Annotated in this window: 15 protein-coding genes and 3 pseudogenes; 14 read left to right on the top strand and 4 right to left on the bottom strand. The window is 34.9% G+C overall.

The genetic code is table 11. The features are described from left to right. Positions 1-25 precede the first annotated feature (25 nt). The 8 genes from M948_RS38285 (at position 26) to M948_RS38260 (ending at position 6,216) form a co-directional block, all read left to right on the top strand. A complete protein-coding gene (locus tag M948_RS38285; RefSeq protein ID WP_021291847.1) occupies positions 26-325 on the top strand; it encodes a WXG100 family type VII secretion target in 300 nt (99 codons plus the stop codon). Next, the gene (locus M948_RS38280) at positions 322-1,029 is read left to right on the top strand and encodes a DUF5081 family protein (RefSeq protein ID WP_021291846.1); all 708 of its coding nucleotides are present in this window, start codon (positions 322-324) and stop codon (positions 1,027-1,029) included. The genes M948_RS38285 and M948_RS38280 overlap by 4 nt, the downstream gene beginning before the upstream one ends. Continuing rightward, complete coding sequence (locus M948_RS38275; RefSeq protein ID WP_021291845.1) at positions 1,030-1,362, top strand: hypothetical protein; 333 nt, start codon at positions 1,030-1,032, stop codon at positions 1,360-1,362. A gap of 3 nt (positions 1,363-1,365) precedes the next feature. After that, complete coding sequence (locus M948_RS42600) at positions 1,366-3,114, top strand: HNH endonuclease (protein WP_021291844.1); 1,749 nt, start codon at positions 1,366-1,368, stop codon at positions 3,112-3,114. A 5-nt stretch (positions 3,115-3,119) separates the two neighbouring features. Further along, positions 3,120-3,605 carry a DUF6985 domain-containing protein gene (locus M948_RS38270; protein ID WP_021291843.1) on the top strand — a complete coding sequence of 162 codons (486 nt, stop codon included), beginning with the start codon at positions 3,120-3,122 and terminating at the stop codon, positions 3,603-3,605. A gap of 793 nt (positions 3,606-4,398) precedes the next feature. Next, positions 4,399-4,944 carry a T6SS immunity protein Tdi1 domain-containing protein gene (locus M948_RS38265; protein ID WP_021291842.1) on the top strand — a complete coding sequence of 182 codons (546 nt, stop codon included), beginning with the start codon at positions 4,399-4,401 and terminating at the stop codon, positions 4,942-4,944. A 57-nt stretch (positions 4,945-5,001) separates the two neighbouring features. Then, the gene (locus M948_RS43750) at positions 5,002-5,739 is read left to right on the top strand and encodes a DNA/RNA non-specific endonuclease (RefSeq protein WP_021291841.1); all 738 of its coding nucleotides are present in this window, start codon (positions 5,002-5,004) and stop codon (positions 5,737-5,739) included. A 9-nt stretch (positions 5,740-5,748) separates the two neighbouring features. Next, the gene (locus tag M948_RS38260) at positions 5,749-6,216 is read left to right on the top strand and encodes a hypothetical protein (RefSeq protein ID WP_021291840.1); all 468 of its coding nucleotides are present in this window, start codon (positions 5,749-5,751) and stop codon (positions 6,214-6,216) included. Between the two features lie 313 nt (positions 6,217-6,529). Here the strand turns inward: M948_RS38260 and M948_RS38255 are convergent, their stop codons facing one another. After that, on the bottom strand, positions 6,530-6,730 hold the full coding sequence (locus M948_RS38255; protein ID WP_021291839.1) for a helix-turn-helix domain-containing protein: 201 nt from the start codon (positions 6,728-6,730) through the stop codon (positions 6,530-6,532). A gap of 161 nt (positions 6,731-6,891) precedes the next feature. Here M948_RS38255 and M948_RS38250 point away from each other — a divergent pair. From M948_RS38250 to M948_RS44045, 6 genes and pseudogenes are all read left to right on the top strand, one after another. Continuing rightward, positions 6,892-7,667: pseudogene (locus M948_RS38250) on the top strand (recombinase family protein). A gap of 128 nt (positions 7,668-7,795) precedes the next feature. After that, positions 7,796-9,024: pseudogene (locus tag M948_RS38245) on the top strand (IS110 family transposase). 763 nt (positions 9,025-9,787) lie between these two features. Continuing rightward, complete coding sequence (locus M948_RS0122130) at positions 9,788-10,381, top strand: hypothetical protein (RefSeq protein WP_021291836.1); 594 nt, start codon at positions 9,788-9,790, stop codon at positions 10,379-10,381. Beyond that, positions 10,378-10,986 (top strand): immunity protein Imm33 domain-containing protein, encoded by a 609-nt coding sequence (locus M948_RS38240; protein WP_021291835.1) that lies wholly within the window; start codon positions 10,378-10,380, stop codon positions 10,984-10,986. The genes M948_RS0122130 and M948_RS38240 overlap by 4 nt, the downstream gene beginning before the upstream one ends. A gap of 462 nt (positions 10,987-11,448) precedes the next feature. Further along, positions 11,449-12,276: pseudogene (locus M948_RS38235) on the top strand (recombinase family protein). Positions 12,277-12,607: 331 nt separating this feature from the next. After that, a complete protein-coding gene (locus tag M948_RS44045; protein WP_021291832.1) occupies positions 12,608-12,871 on the top strand; it encodes a hypothetical protein in 264 nt (87 codons plus the stop codon). 90 nt (positions 12,872-12,961) lie between these two features. Here the strand turns inward: M948_RS44045 and M948_RS38225 are convergent, their stop codons facing one another. From M948_RS38225 to M948_RS38215, 3 genes are all read right to left on the bottom strand, one after another. Further along, positions 12,962-14,221, bottom strand: coding sequence for an MDR family MFS transporter (locus tag M948_RS38225; RefSeq protein ID WP_021291831.1), 1,260 nt, complete (start codon positions 14,219-14,221; stop codon positions 12,962-12,964). Positions 14,222-14,474: 253 nt separating this feature from the next. Next, on the bottom strand, positions 14,475-15,251 hold the full coding sequence (locus M948_RS38220; RefSeq protein ID WP_021291830.1) for a DUF2268 domain-containing protein: 777 nt from the start codon (positions 15,249-15,251) through the stop codon (positions 14,475-14,477). 143 nt (positions 15,252-15,394) lie between these two features. Then, the gene (locus M948_RS38215; RefSeq protein ID WP_308437220.1) at positions 15,395-15,766 is read right to left on the bottom strand and encodes a hypothetical protein; all 372 of its coding nucleotides are present in this window, start codon (positions 15,764-15,766) and stop codon (positions 15,395-15,397) included. Positions 15,767-16,110: the final 344 nt, after the last annotated feature.

Genomic DNA, 16,110 nt, shown 5'->3' with positions numbered 1-16,110 from the left:
TTATAATTAGATGGGAGGAATAGTCATGGGCGATGTTCGAGTCGATGGAAATAAGTTAAATGAAGCCAAAACGGCGGCTAAAGCTCTAGAAGATTCAATTAACTCTACCTACGAACAATGTGAAGAGCTATTATCGTTTGCTCAATCGGCGAAGTGGAGTGGGAAATCAAGAGATAGCTTTATAAGCTACCTTGATATCATTCATCAATATCATCATGATTTAAAATCGGCAGTAGCTTTACAAACAAAGGCATTGAATAATTTAGAGGGCTATATGGATGATTTCAATAAAGATAGTTCGGTGAAAGAAGTGAGGCATTTATGAATGATTCATCCACCGATACGTTTCATGTATCTGAACTATTTTTACTAGCTGCTTCCTTTGGAGGTCACGTACTTTTTGGTCTTCCTGAAAAAAAGATTTTCCAGCTAAAAGGAGAAGAAGTATTTGCTGATGCTCAAAAGCGCTTACTAAATAAGGAGATCTTATCTGCAGATGGAAAAGTGACAAATCGAGGGGCAATGATTATCCAAGCATTGGAACATTATTATTTGAGTGAAAAATATGTAAGGATTAATAATCTCATGTTTGCTTTTCATAATGAGTATAAGGATGAATTACTTATTCTTGTAGAAGTAGAAGAAAAAAACTTGTATAAGTTAGTTGTTGCTTCGAAAGCGATTGTCTTACAGATGTTAACTGAAAAATTCGAGCTACTAACAAGAGAACCAGATGAAACCGAACAAAGCTTTTTAAAGAAAGAATTATCCCATCAGGAAAGAAGAGAAACGGAGGAATTAGAACCAGGGTATGAATTAATAAACATGGAATTCTTCCATTTAGACGAAAGGCGACAAGAAGTAAATAACGCTAAATATTATCAACAATGGTTAATTTTTACTAAGGATGAAAAGCAAAAACTAATTATGGTAGATACCGTTCGTCGAAAATATTATCATGCAAGCCAATATTGGTTTTTAAAATTACTCTTTGATGAAATGGAATTTCCATACAAGGAGGCGAAGTAAATGCTGATTGCAACTTCTGGAAGTGGTGGTGGAGGAGCACAAATCAATGTTCATCCAGATGAAATTACGACGATCTATAATCAGTTACAGGCAATAATAGCAGAATTAGAATCCAGTGTTACCCCTAATATACAGAAATTGGGAGAGATAGATTATTATCAAGCAGGTAAGGCAAAACCAGCAATGGAAGTGTATGCAGAAGCTAATGAAAAATTAATGGATCTCTATGATAATTATGTTCGAGCTTCTACCTTAGTTATTGATGTTCTGAATACCATGATCGAAACAGATCAAGCAATTGCCGAACAGATCATTGCAAAATTGGAGGTCTGATAGATGGATGTGAAATACATCCCTTCAGATTGGGAGAAGATACGAAGTGGTTTAGGCGATCTCGTGGGGTTAGGTCGTTGGGGCAAAGGCATGATTGATGAACTGAAGGATATCACGGAGAACATGGAAGACGCAGCCTCTGATATTGCCGAATATGACAGTGATGGGGTTATCTCTTTTTCGCATATCGACCGCGAATCAACCTATCAAAACCTCTACGAAGATTTTCAGGTAATGCATGACTTTACCGGCAAGGTTGGCGATATCGTCGATCGCACGATGGATCAACCGTTTTATGAAGATATTGATGCGTTTGTGTCAGCGATGAAGGAAGCAACGATTTCCAACTATACAACAAAGAACCGAATTGGGGCAACGGAAGAACAAATTACCTATCATGGCTATGGAGCGATGCACACGACCCGTGAGGTACCAAAAACAGAGGTAAGCCTTGATGATTTATTCAGTGGAGATACCTTTTATGGGGAACAAATGCAGATCGAATATGAGATGTGGAAGGCAGAGCACCCGGACCAGGATTTCACACAAGAAGAATATCAGATGGCTGCCGTCAACATGAATGCGTTCGAATATGAATCAATAAAAGATCAGCAATTAAATAAGGAATTTTGGGTTAATATAGGAGCTTTGGTGGTAGTTGTAGGCGTGGCAGTTGTATGCCCTCCAGCAGGGTTGGCGTTAGGAGCTGCTTATGGTAGTTTAGAATTAGGGTCTGCGATATCAGGAAAAGATTGGTCCTCCGGGAGAGAATTGGATACGGGGGAGCGATGGATGCGAGGTGCATTAGCACCGCTAGACATTATCCCTGGAGTAGCTGGGGTAAAGAAATTTGCCACAACCACGCGAACTGTAGGTAAAGTAGCGGATCTAGGAAGAATAACCAAACAGCCATCTAATGTAAGAAATCTCGTCAGCACAGCAAAAGAAACCGCCACTGCACGTTTAACAAGTGCCAGACAAGTTGTAAATAACAAAATGTCTTTAGTAAAGGAAAACGTCAGTGGAACCGTGGTCAATGCAGCCCAAAAAGCAGATGATGTGGCTACCCATCTACGAGCTGGTATGCAGCCAAATGTTGCCATTGCCGGTGGAGGAAGGCTGGATGATGCAGCTGTAACTTACTTTAGTGCCAAGGCAAAGGATGCAGGTTTTGTAAAGAGCAGTGTAACTGAAAGCAGCAGTGGTGCAGGAAAACATTTAGATGATGGTAAGGATTTGGCTAAGGGTACGATGGGTAATAATAGGCAGATAGACTTTACAAGAGGTTTTGACGTAGACCCTAAATACAGCTCTTATGAACAAAGGGTAAAAACTACCCCTGTTAATAAAGGTGAATGGAGTAACGAACGAGCAGAATCGTTATTTATCTCCGATAAGACCGGTGAAATAAAAAAATATCTTGATGAAGCTGGTGTTGATGGAGTTGAGTATAAAAACGGAATGCCAGACTTTTCTCCATTTTCCAAAGGTGAAATTAAATTAGCAAATATGACTAATGATAGAAAATCAAACTTCTCGACTGCTGATGAAGAATTGGCTAAAAAGTGGAGTACACCAGAACAAAAATGGACAGCAGAAGATATAGCTGATTGGCGAGAAGATAATAAATATACTTGGCATGAACTTAACGACTTGGAAACAATACAATTGGTGCCAAGTAAAATCAATAGTGTTTTTAAACATTTGGGTGGAGTTGGAGAATATAATATAAAAGTTAAGTTAGGAGAGTGATTAGGATGGCCATGATTAATGATGATTTATTTGGAAAGCTTGAATATAAAAACAATTTTTGGAGAGGAGAAACAACTATTAGAATGTTTGATTTGGAAAAAGAAATACTTTTAAGTGTCGATGCACATGAAAATGCTGACTTTTCAAATGTGCAAAGAGAAGCATTTATTAACTTTAATCAAGATATGAAAAACATAATAAATGAGGCTGAAAAGAAAGTTTACGATTACTATATTGAGAACTATGAAGAGTATAGAGAGATGTTAGGTAATGAATCAGAAGCAGATAAATTTGCACCAAAGATTGATTCTATCTCAGATTTAAAGAGAATAGTGAAGCCGGTTGAATTAATCGTAAGAAGAGTAAGAAAGAATGGAAAAAGAAGATTAGGTTTACTTTGCGATGTCTCCTGGGATATTGACAATGGAATGGGAATAAAAATTGAAGATGAAATGGTAGAAGAAGTAGGTTATCAAGATATTGTATTATAACTTTCATAATATTATGGATGATAAAATTAACCTTGAATGGAAGTGAGTTCATTCAAGGTTTTTTCTCATAATTAATAGATGAAAGGTGATAAAAAAAGGCTGTATGAAATTTAGTCTCTGGAACATTCCACTTTTTCCGTAGCGCATCCAACTCTTCTTTCCCCAATTCAAACTTAGGTATATTGAGAATTGAATAAGGTAAGTTTTTATTAATAGGTCTTTAGATTATTTTGAATAAAATAATAATAATTATTATAATCTTCGAACTATTTCCCATTTGATTCGTATTAAACACTAAAGATATTTATTAAAGAAATGTTAGAATGGGAAGAGGAAATGCTATTTTCGATGATGTATTTTATTACTCTTCAGGAGATAAGAAGCTAGTCCAGCAAAAGTAACTAAAGAAATAGAAGATAAAAGGCAATTATTCTATTGTAGTGGTAAAAAATGTAATGCAAAATTAAGTCATAACATAGGAAAAGGCAAAAACCCTAAGTCTTACTTTTTTTAAGAAAATTGCGCGACGAAGAGAACAATACTCATCATAAGGATTGTGATTTTTATTTACTAGATGAATATATCCAAGTCAAAGAATTGAAAAGTATTAGAAAAAATATAGTGGAGTAGAATGGTATGTTCCATTAGAAAATGAAAGTAAACCAAAACAAAATAAGAAAAAGAATAACAGTAAGGTTAAATCAAATTTGGATGAAACGAAATACATAAAGAAATATACCACAAAACAATATAAAGCTGCTGCACAAGCAATAATCAAAGGAGGGTATTTTTATTGGAAACTATATTTAGCGATTTTATAAAACATGAAACAGTTGATAAAGATGTTATTATAAAATATATGGATAAACTCCCTGAAGAATTGATAGAAACATGGAAAAAATATGGGTTTGGTACTTTCGCAAATGACTTTTTAAAAGTTATTAATCCAGACGATTATTTAGACATTTTAGAGAATAGTTATTTAAGATATGAGCAGGCAATTCCTATTTTTACAACCGCAATGGGTGATATTATAGTATGGGAAAAAGGTAAGTATGTAAATTTATTAAATTTTAAGAAAGGATATGTTAATGTTGTTTCATCCGGGTTTGAATTCTTTTTTGATGACTTAAAAGATAATAACTTTATGAACGATGAATTAATGTGGCAGCCTTATCCTGAAGCGATTAGTAAATACAGTGCCCCTAACTATGATGAGTGTTTTGTATACACCCCTCTATTAGGTTTAGGTGGAGTAGAAAAAGTAGAGAATCTAAAAAAAGTCAAATTGAAGGAACATATTCTTATTATTACTGAATTTATGGGACCAGTTCAGTAATGTTTAAGACAGAATTAACTATCACTTGATTGCCTTTTTGGTAACAGGTGTTTTTTTGTGAGAAATTTAAAAGAAAACATCAGTGGAACCATAGTAAGTGCAGCCCAAAAAGCAGATGATGTGGCTACCAATCTACGAGCTGGTATGCAGCCAAATGTTGCCATTGCCGGTGGAGGAAGGCTGGATGATGCAGCTGTAACTTACTTTAGTGCCAAGGCAAAGGATGCAGGTTTTGTAAAGAGCAGTGTAACTGAAAGCAGCAGTGGTGCAGGAAAACATTTGGATGATGGTAAGGATTTGGCTAAGGGTATAGATAATGGTACTAGACAGGTATCTGACGATATCATTAAGGATGGTAGTCATTTGGTTAAAGGTGGTAAATTAAAACCAAATGTTAAATATCAAGCAGGTGAATATAATTATCAATATAAGACAGATGGTTTAGGGAGACTTACTGATTTTAATGCGGATGACTTAAAACTAACAAAACGTAATAATAGATTGTCTCATAAGTCCAATACACCTGGAAAAGAACCTGGAGACCATGCAGGACACCTAGCGGCTGATAGATTTGGAGGCTCTCCAGATTTGGATAATCTTGTATCTCAATCAAGTGGTGTTAACTTGAGTAAATACAAAAAGCTAGAAAATCAATGGGCTAAAGCAATAGAAGAAGGAAAAGACGTTTCAGTTAATGTTAAAGTTAATTACGAAGGAAATAGTTTAAGACCTAGCAGCTTTGATATAGAATATGAAATAGATGGTCGTATGAGGTTCACAAGTTTAGAGAACTAGGGGGATTATGTGAAGTTATTTGAGGACTATTTTTCAGAATTACAAACAGACATGGTGGCTATTTGTTTAGAGTATGTTGATAATAAAGCTGATGAAATTTTTATTTATTGTTCGTATGAACCAAAAATGTATGTTTTTGATTTTTTCTATAAAATTAATGGAAAAGTTGTTCATAAACATCAACTAAACGAGGCTTCAAAAGAATTGGATAGTCAACAAAATCGGGTTTACGATGTTTCGAGAGAAAGACAGAAGGCTGCACTAAGAATAGGTAATCAAAATTTAAAGCATATTCATAAAAAATGTGAAGAGTTCAATAAAGATATGCCAACAGAAATGAAATTACATTATAATGTAAAGAAAAATAGCTTAAAAGGAAAATATAGATATGATTTAGTTTATTCTATTGATGACGAACTATTACCAGATGATATCTTTGATTTATGGTTCGAAGAAGTGAAAGAAAATAATTTGTAAAACTAGACCTTGATTGGCTAAAGTCCTTTCAGGGTTTCTTTTTTGAGGGGCTACCTAGTGCCCGAATGAACCGCTAGTTATTAATAGAAAATAGATACTCTTTGTAAGCCGTATAGGTTGTTTTAACAAATTCTTTAGTACGTACAACACCTTTTAAAAAGGTAACCTATCTAGTGAGTTTCATTAGTTGTAAAATAGTCTAAAATCTTAGATACTACCATTCACATCCTTCAATACGTTCCCTTTGTTTTCCCCCTGATTTTAAAATATCTCGCAACTTTGGCGTACAATAGTACGATTACTAGAGTGAGGGCTACTCCACCTCGATTAACTCCTGAATGTCGATATCTAACACTTTACATACCGTTTCTAATGTCGATAAATAAACCCTGTCCACATTATCTGAACAAAGATGGCTTATTGTATTAGGACGTAGCCCTGTCATACGAGCTAATTCACGCTGTGAAAGGTCACGTTTTTTAAGGATTTCTTTAAGTTTGATTGATATTGGCATGTTCCCTTCTTCTTTTTCATGATACTTTTACGATAAACAATAAATTTGTATCGGTAAAGGGATTGATTGTATCGCTAAAGCCGAATACAATAAATTTATGTTGAATATAGCGGCTAAGCGTTACGTTAATTAGGATTAGCGTAACGGAGGGGGAAATTATCATGAAAGTTATTGGATATATACGAGTATCTACACAAGGACAAGCAAGGGATGGTTAAAGTCTTGCTTACCAAGAAGATGAAATCAAAGAGTTTTGTCAGGCTCAAGGATACACATTTTACGCTTGTTTAAGGATGAGAGTATCAGTGGGGCTAAAGTGGATGAAGAAACGTTTGAAGTGGACAGATTAGGCTTTCAGGAGATGTTGGAGTATCTCTCCCACCATGAGGTGGATTATGTTGTCACATTGAACACAAGCCGATTATGGCGGTCAGACATTGTGAAAGTGTTAGTTCATCGAGAGTTGAAAAAGTATGGAGTGGACATTCGGAGTATTGAACAACCGCAGTACAGTATACATAAGAAAGACCCTAGTGATTTTTTAATCAATGGCTTAATGGAGTTATTAGACCAATATCAGCGATTAGAAATTTCTTTAAAGCTAGGGAGAGGGCGAAACAAGAAAGCCCAACAGGGCGGCTATGTAGGAGGAAATGTTGCATTAGGCTACAAAGTGGAGAAAGGTAAGAAAAGCCTTGTCATAGATGAAAGACAAGCAAAAACTGTACAAAGAGTGTTTGACCTAAAGGAAGCTTATCCTTCATGGACATTAACACAACTTGCAGAACAACTAAATGAAGATGGACATCGAACGAAACAAGGAAAGAAGTTTAGTAAAGTCCAGGTTAAGAGGATTTTAGATAGAAAAGCCTTTTATTGTGGTTTATACCGCTATGGAGAAATAACGACAAATGGCAAACATCAAGCCATTTTATAACGGTTTACAGATAGAGAATGGATAGGCTTTCGTACCCTTGCGAGTCTCAAAAGACTAGCACGACCTAAGGTTGCCGACATTTTCTGTCTTGCTTTAATCGTTCCATTCTAATATAGGGGTGAAGTTTTCTGATGAAACGAGATACGCATATTTATATAGGATTAGATTTACATAAGTTCCAACATACAGCGGTAAAATTGGATTGTTGGTTTGAAAGTTAGGAGAAAAGACCATTCAAAACAAACCAACTGCATATCCTAGCCTACTAGAATATGTGAATAAATATCTAAAAGAAGGTTTGACCCCTGTATTTGGATTAGAAGATGTGGGCGGTTACGGACGAGATTAAGCATTATACTTATTAGAGAAAGGATATATTGTAAAGTTCGTTAATTCCTCTTTGTCCAATGCAGTGCGTAACAGCTATGCGATGACACAAAAGCATGATAGTTGGGACGCTCAATGTGTTGCAAGGGTTTTAATACGTGACCTACCATATTTACCTGACGCTATACCATCGGATATTTATTGGATAATCGCTCAACTTGTTGGAAGAAGAAACGCTAGTAAAAACACAAACTGCTTTGAAAAACCAACTGCATATGCAAAAACTATCATTATCCAAGCTATAAAGAGTTCTTTTAGAAGTGGATGGAAAACAGCTTTAGTCTTTTGGGAAAGCTATCCTTCTCCTTCTCATTTGGATGGGGGAACTGTAGGGAACTTACGAACGTTTCTATTAGAAGCGAGCAACAATGCTTGTTCAACTAGAAAAGCAGAACAGATACTATCTCTTGTTCAAACAGATGGTGAGATAAAACGAAAACATCAGAGAACAAGAGACTTTATCACTCAAAGCATGGTTAGAAATATCCGCTATAATAAACAGGAAATCAAGAAGGTGGATAAAGAATTAAAGGGAACTATTCAGACATTAGGTATGCAGCTTGAAACCATGCCAGGAATTGATGTAGTTACTTCATCCGCTTTAATTGCTGAAATCGGAGACATTCATCGGTTCGCAAACTCTGACAAACTAGCAAGATATGCAGGAATAGCCCCAATCAAAATGGGTTCGGGCGGTAGAGAGACGATGAAGAAAACGAAACAAGGCAACCGAAAGTTATATGACATCTTTTATAACCTAGCTGTTCAACAAGTCCAAGTCTGTAAAGGGAGTAAAATCCCACGTAATCCTGTGTTTTACGATTATTATAATCGTAAGCTAAGTGAAGGGAAGTTTAAGTCACAAGCCCTTCTTTGCATTATGAGAAGATTAGTCAGAATAATCTATGGTATGATGAAAAATAAAACAGCTTATACCATGCCTGAAATGTCTGAAACAATAGCGAGTTAAACTATTTGGGTGGTGGTTGAAGAACTGCCATCCTTTCATTAAGTACATTTTTAGATATTCCTAAGGGTACGGGTAATGGAAAGATCCAATTGGGGAAAGTAGAGTTGGATGCGTACGGAAAAAGTGGAATGTTCCAGAGACTAATACAATTGTAAAAATAGGGTTGTAATATTCTTAGGGAGTGCCGTACAATCGCTAAAAGCGTTACAAAATTTTTAAATTTACGTTACTTTATACAAGCTAATTATATTAGATATAAATCAAATACACCAGGAAAAGAATCTGGAGACCATGCTGGACATTTAGCTGGTGATAGGGTTGGGGGATCTCCGAATGATAAACTTGTTCCTCAATCAAGCAGTGTTGATTTAAGTAAATAAAAGAAGTTGGAGAATAAATGATGGACGTATAAGTTTTACAAGTTTAGAAAATTAGAGGTGGTTAAATGAAGGAATTTGAAGATTTATTTTTCAGAATTACAAACGGATATGGTTTCAATTTGTTTAGAGTACTTTTTTGAAAGAGCTAATAAAAAAATATATATTGTTCATATGAAGAAGGTCTTGTTTCAAATGACTTCTTTTATAATATTAAGGTGAAAATCTAGAAAAAATCAATTTGAAGGAACATTCTTTTTATTAATAAATTTATGTCACTAGTTCAATAATGTTTAAGTCTTAGCTACAGATTTAAATTTTGTGAGACAGCAAAAGAAACCGCCACTGCGCGTTTAACAAGTGCCAGACAAGTTGTAAATAACAAAATGTCTTTAGTAAAGGAAAACGTCAGTGGAACTGTGGTCAATGCAGCCCAAAAAGCAGATGATGCAGCTGTAACTTACTTTAGTGCGAAGTCAAAGGATGCAGGGTTTGTAAAGAGCAGTGTAACTGAAAGTAGCAGTGGTGCAGGAAAACATTTGGATGATGGTAAGGATTCAGCTAAGGGTACGGGTAATGGTATTACAAAAGACGAATATAAAAATTTGAGGAAAAAGACACCAAGTAACGATGTAAGAAAAATGGTTAATCCAGATGGTCCTAAAGTAGACCCGGTATACGGGTATGAAGTTGATAAGTTTGAAGCAGACCATATTGTTTCAATGAAAGAAATAACTGAAATGGATGGATTTAGTAGGTTAACTAGAGAACAACAAATAGAAATTCTAAATCTAAAAGATAAATTTGTTGGTCTTGGAAAATCTTCGAATGCATCTAAGGGAGCTCATAGTTGGGCTAATTGGAAAGGACATTCTAAGATGGGAGAGGTTCCTGTTAATGTTAGACTGGAAATGCTAGAAAAAGAGAAACAAGCTAGAGAAGCTCTAAAAATAGCTATAGAAGAGAGGTTGAAGAAATGAAGAAATTTGAAAAGATTATTATGGGCAAAACTATTATAGTGACTGCCGAAAAAGAATTAGAACCTCAAATAGAAATTTTGTTTGCTATATTAGAACAGGTAGACCGTAATAAATTAATTCATGGATTCTCTTTACAAGTTGGTTGGTCCGTCTATTATTTAAAAGAGAGAGAAACCGGGAATTTTATATTGACTACTCCTGATTACTCTAGAAATCCATTTGAAGATATAACAGAAGATTTAACTTTAGCATTGTGGGTACAACTGGAACAAGGTCATTTTTTGAGAAAGATAAATGTCGAAGGTTCATCAATAAAATTTAGTGATAAAATCATACTTTCTAAAGGTGTACTAGAACTCGAGAAAATATATTTACAAAGAAATGGAGATGTTGAAAAAGGAGATTCAGGTTGGTATATAGGTCCTATAGAGGATGATAATACTACAGAGCTTTATGCTCTATATGCTTATCAACTACTAAAAATTAAACCAGAGATCATACAAGTTCTTGCTTTACCAAATGACTATATGGTTGTTTTTGAAGGTAATGAAATAAAAGCAGTATTAAACGAAAATGATGTAGATGTTTTTAAAGACTCTTTATAGATTTTATTTACAGAAATCTTAGTTACACAACTAAACTATACAGGAAGTAAAACATTGAATAAAGCACTTGATTGTCTACTAATGGTAATAAGTGCTTTTTGTTTTTCGTGAGAAATTTATGCATTGGACCACTAAAAAAAGATTGTATGAAATTCATAGCTCATGAAGGTAGTACCATCATTGGGTATCGTTTTAATAGTTGGATAGTAAGAAAAGTACGATAATTAGGCGCGAGATGACATTTTATATGGTAGGGGTAGTTATGACATGGATTGTCTAACAACTAACGAGATTGACAAGGCTCGTGGCGATAACCAATGGGTAACGTATATAGGTGGTGTTTTATTGTATAAGAAAATTAACTTATAGTTGTGTTTTTACAAGAGACGGTCGTATAATACTTCGCTATTCGTTTAATAAGCGTTACGAAAATTAAAATTTATGTAACGGGAGGGTGAAAAGTTGAACGTTGTTGGGTATATACGAGTCTCCACTCAAGGGCAGGCAAGAGATGGATATAGCTTGAAATATCAAGAAGATGAAATTAAAGCATATTGTGAAGAGAATAACTTGAACTTGATACATATTTTTAGAGATGAAGGAATTAGTGGCGTAGAACTAAATGAAGAAGCATTAGAAATAGACAGGGTGGGCTTACAGGAGATGCTGGCTCACCTTTCGTCTGTCCAAATTGATTATGTGGTGGTGCTCAATACAAGCCGATTATGGCGGTCAGATATTGTAAGGTGTTGATACAACGAGAGCTAAAGAAATATGGCTGTGATATTAAAAGCATTGAACAGCCATTTTATAGTATCCATAAAAAGATCCCAACGCAATGGCTTAATGGAGTTATTGGACCAATACCAACGGCTTGAAATTGCTCTCAAACTAACGAAAGGGAGAAATAAAAAGGCGAAGGAGGGTGGTTATGCAGGAGGAAGGGCAACATTTGGCTATATGAAACAAAAGGGTGAGAAGGAACTAAAGATACATAACAGTCATGCAGAAGTAGTGAAACGATTGTTTGAGCTTAGACAGATACATATGAAATGGTCACTGTCTAGGTTAGTAGAAGCATTAAATGAGGAAGGTTATCAAACAACGCAAGGAAAAGCATTTACCAAAGTACAATTCTCGATATTCGCTAAAAGCGTTACAAAATTTTTAAATTTACGTTACTTAATACAAGCTAATTATATTAGATATAAATCAAATACGCCAGGAAAAGAATCTGGAGCCCATACTGGACATTTAGCTGGTGATAGGTTTGGAGGCTCTCAGGTTTAGAATATCTCAATCAAGCAAGGCCGACAAGCTTTGAAATAAAATAAATATAATATAGACGGTGTGATTAAGAAAGTAAGATTAAAAAATTAGGGGTGATTGACTTGAGTAAAGTATTTGAAGATTACTTTTCTGAATTACAAGCAGATATGGTAGGTATTTGTTTAGAATACGTTGAAAATGAAGCAGAGGATATTTACATTTACTGTTTCCTATGAGCCAGAAATGTATGTTTTTGACGTATTTTTTTTAAAAATAAATAGTCAGTTTGTTTTTAAGCATAACTTAAATGATGCAGTAAATAGCATAAGCACGAGTAAGAAAGAATTGCTTTATGATACCTCTGAAAAAAAGGTTAGAAGCTGTTTTAGATATTGGACTTGAAAACTTAGAAAAAATTCATGAAAAATGTAAAGAATATGGAAGAGAAATGCCTACAGAGATAAAGTTACATTATAATGTGAAGCAGAATAGTTTAATAGCGAACTATAGATATGACTTCATTTATACAAATGATGACGAACTATTACCTGATGATATTTTTAATGTATGGTTTGAAGAAGTAAATAGGGTGATTTCTAACTTTGAAACGCCCTGAATGGCAGATGTAGGTTTAAGGCGTTTCGTGCTTACTGATTTTGTTTTTACATCCAACTAAAAAAGTTAAAGTGCTAGTAAGTACGTTGTTCTACGTGCTAGAAGACTGTATTTTTTTATCAATAGCAATGATCTTAAATAATTGTACATAGATCGATGCGCTTATGATGGCACATGACAGTATAAATCCGAACACGATAAGTGGTGAGAAAGAAGTGGAAAGGATGACTGTCAATGGCGCTATAAATCGTCCAATAGAAAACTGTAGGTCAGCGGCTCCCATGTATTGTCCTCTCGCAGTTTTAGGAGCATAATTACTAACAAAATTTTGAACTACTGGTCCATGTATGATTTCTCCTAGTGTAAGGATTACTGTAAAGATAAATAATAACCATACATTAGCTGCTAACCCTACCAAAAACATGCCTATGCCTGATAATATTGCTGATAGAACAAGTGCATTTCGATCGCTCCAATTTTCTAATTGTTTGGTGACGGGTATGATACATAGTACGAATAACAATCCATTTAAACCGATCATCCATCCGAAAACTTTCTCACTATCAAGGGTCAGCGACCATCCTTTCCAGTGAAACAATGCTTGAGAAGGAACATAATCGTTCACGTATATTGCCAAATATAGATCCAATTGCATAATAGAAATAGTTATAAAAACTCCAGCTAAAATATATAGAAAAAAGGTTTTATCACGGAAGATTAATCGGTAGTTCAAGAATTGTTCCTTTAAAAGTAACCACATATTGTATGTATGTTCATGCTTCCTCCTGGGTTCTGGCATGGTTTCACGTATCAAAGAGAGGATGGCGAGAGAATATAAAAGCGTTATTAATGTACAAGACCATAAAAGTTCACTTCGGTAATTAAAAAATAACACTGCACCAATCACTGGTCCAAAAACAGCACCAAGATTATTTGCTGTTGCAAAAGTAGCAAACACCCTGCGACGTTTCGCTTTGGGTACCAGATCAGCTACCATTGCTGCACTAGCAGGTCGATAAAGTGATTTTCCAAAACTTATGGTAATAAATGCAATATAATCAATCCAATGCGAAATAGAGAGTGCAAATAATGCAAACATACCTACCTGTAGAAAGGATCCAATTAGCATTGTAGAGCGTCTGCCAAACTGATCGGCTAAATAACCGCCTAACATGCTGCCGATAATACTAATTATAGAAGGAGCGGTCATCATAATACCTGCAGTCATCTTACCTAGAGCCTCACTAAAATAGATAGTAAGAAAGGGAAAATACATCCAAAACAGCATATTAAACAATGTTTCTCCAATTAATCGGATTTTTAAATTCTGATCCCAAGCTACCCATTGCATGTGAACGCCTCCTATCGAATCGGTGTGAAAAAATAAGTACCCTTACATTAAAACAATTTTCTGAAAAAATATAGACTTATATTTAGCTTTAAGTTATACTAAAATTATAGAAGTCAAGCAATGGACGGGTTTATTAAACTGTTCCATAAACAGAACATAAGTTCTTTGGAAGTAATGATCTTTTCTATTCAACCACCGTATGGTTTTAAAACGTATGCGGTGGTTTTCATAAATTCAATTCAATCCCCCAATATCATTCTTCTACTTTCCCCAATTCAGCTATGTCTTCAGTTTTCAAGTGAAATAAATCTTTCGTCAAAACCTTATGTTTATTCATATACTTTCTTACAAGGTAATCACCAACACAATACCCAGCCATTTTCGGATAAAAATGAAATCCATATAGTAGCTGCTGGTGCTTTCGATCGCTTTTGAGAACGTGGTGATTTGGCATAATAATCTTCTCCCACATTTGCTTTAATTCTTCGTCGTTATAACTTCCGGTGTAAATCGCTGTATGTTCATCCCCTAGTCTTTCACGTACTGCGTTTTCTGCTAGCCCTTCCAATATAATCGTATCCAGTAATGTGTAAGCCTGTTCTTGCTTAGGATAACGATTTAAACGACAGGTATGGTTGTATTCATGGGTAAATAATGCCTTGATTTCGGATTCTGTATTTATTTCAGCTAGAAATAGAAAAATCTTATCCTTGAAAGTTAAACCAGCCTTACTGTTATAATCCTGTTTTAATTTACGGTTAGCTGCGTTTGATGGAAAGATAAAAATAGGAATATTGGGACCTTTCCAAATTTCTTTTAAATAATTATAATCTTTTTCAACAATTTTCCAGTGGTTTGTTTCTGTCAATTGCTTGATGTGCTTTGGCTCCAATGATAGGCCAAATTGCGTAAGGTGAGCATAAATGTCTGCTGCATCAACACCAGAAAATGTTTTTTCTAGCTGTTTTATCACTTTCATTGGGTGTTTGTAATTTTTCTCTAACCAGCGATCTGTGCGAATGACACTCATTGAACGATCTCCTTCACTAATAGATACTTGTGATAGCATATGTTTTATAAAGTAGATGTTTCAAAGGTTGAAAGAAAGTGGAGCATGAAAAAAGCCGATTGTTTTTTAAATCAATCGGCTTTTGACACTTGTCATTTTGATTTTTATGAAGCATTTACAGCTTTTCGTTCCTGACTTACATGCAATTTTTTCATCGTAAACCTTGCTATTGGCTGTGCAATTAACGCTTCAACCCAGAATGCAATGAAAAAGTTACGCGGCCAGTCATAAAAGAATGTGCGGATCGGTTCCATACTAATCTCTCTCAAACCAATCCAAGTTCCAATTACTGTTAATAAAATCGAAAGAATCGTTACACTAAATAAGATCGTAAATAAAACTCTCGCATTAAAACCGTCTGCGGGAGCCACAAATTTTTGTACAAGTTGATTAACAATTGGATTTGCAACAAGGGTTACTAATAAAATGACACAAATCCATACAAAAGGAATTACTTGTAAGGTTCTAATATACACATCTTTACTAAATCCAAATTCAAATCCCATAAGGGGCAATGATATTTACAGATAGTATCGATATGATACCTAAGAATAATGCAAATTCCTTTCCGTTTCGTGGTAATCTTGTTTCTTCATGCATATGATCATCTCCATATTAAAATTTTTCAGATGGCAGATGTATCATAAGACATATATTTTTGGTCAAAGACCAATATCTCTACACACTGATTTGCTTATTATATCATTATTTTCATATGAATTTCCAAAGGGTAACGAACAAATATTCGTTTTCAGATTCTGATATTCATAAGAAAAAACCATGTAAAGAATGAATTTGCCTCTATAGATAAGTGTCTCTA

The sequence above is a fragment of the Virgibacillus sp. CM-4 genome (assembly GCF_000445495.1).
Lineage (GTDB): Bacteria > Bacillota > Bacilli > Bacillales > Amphibacillaceae > Virgibacillus > Virgibacillus salexigens.
The sequence above is the reverse complement of the archived record's forward strand: the minus strand, read 5'-3'. Positions and strand labels throughout refer to the sequence as shown.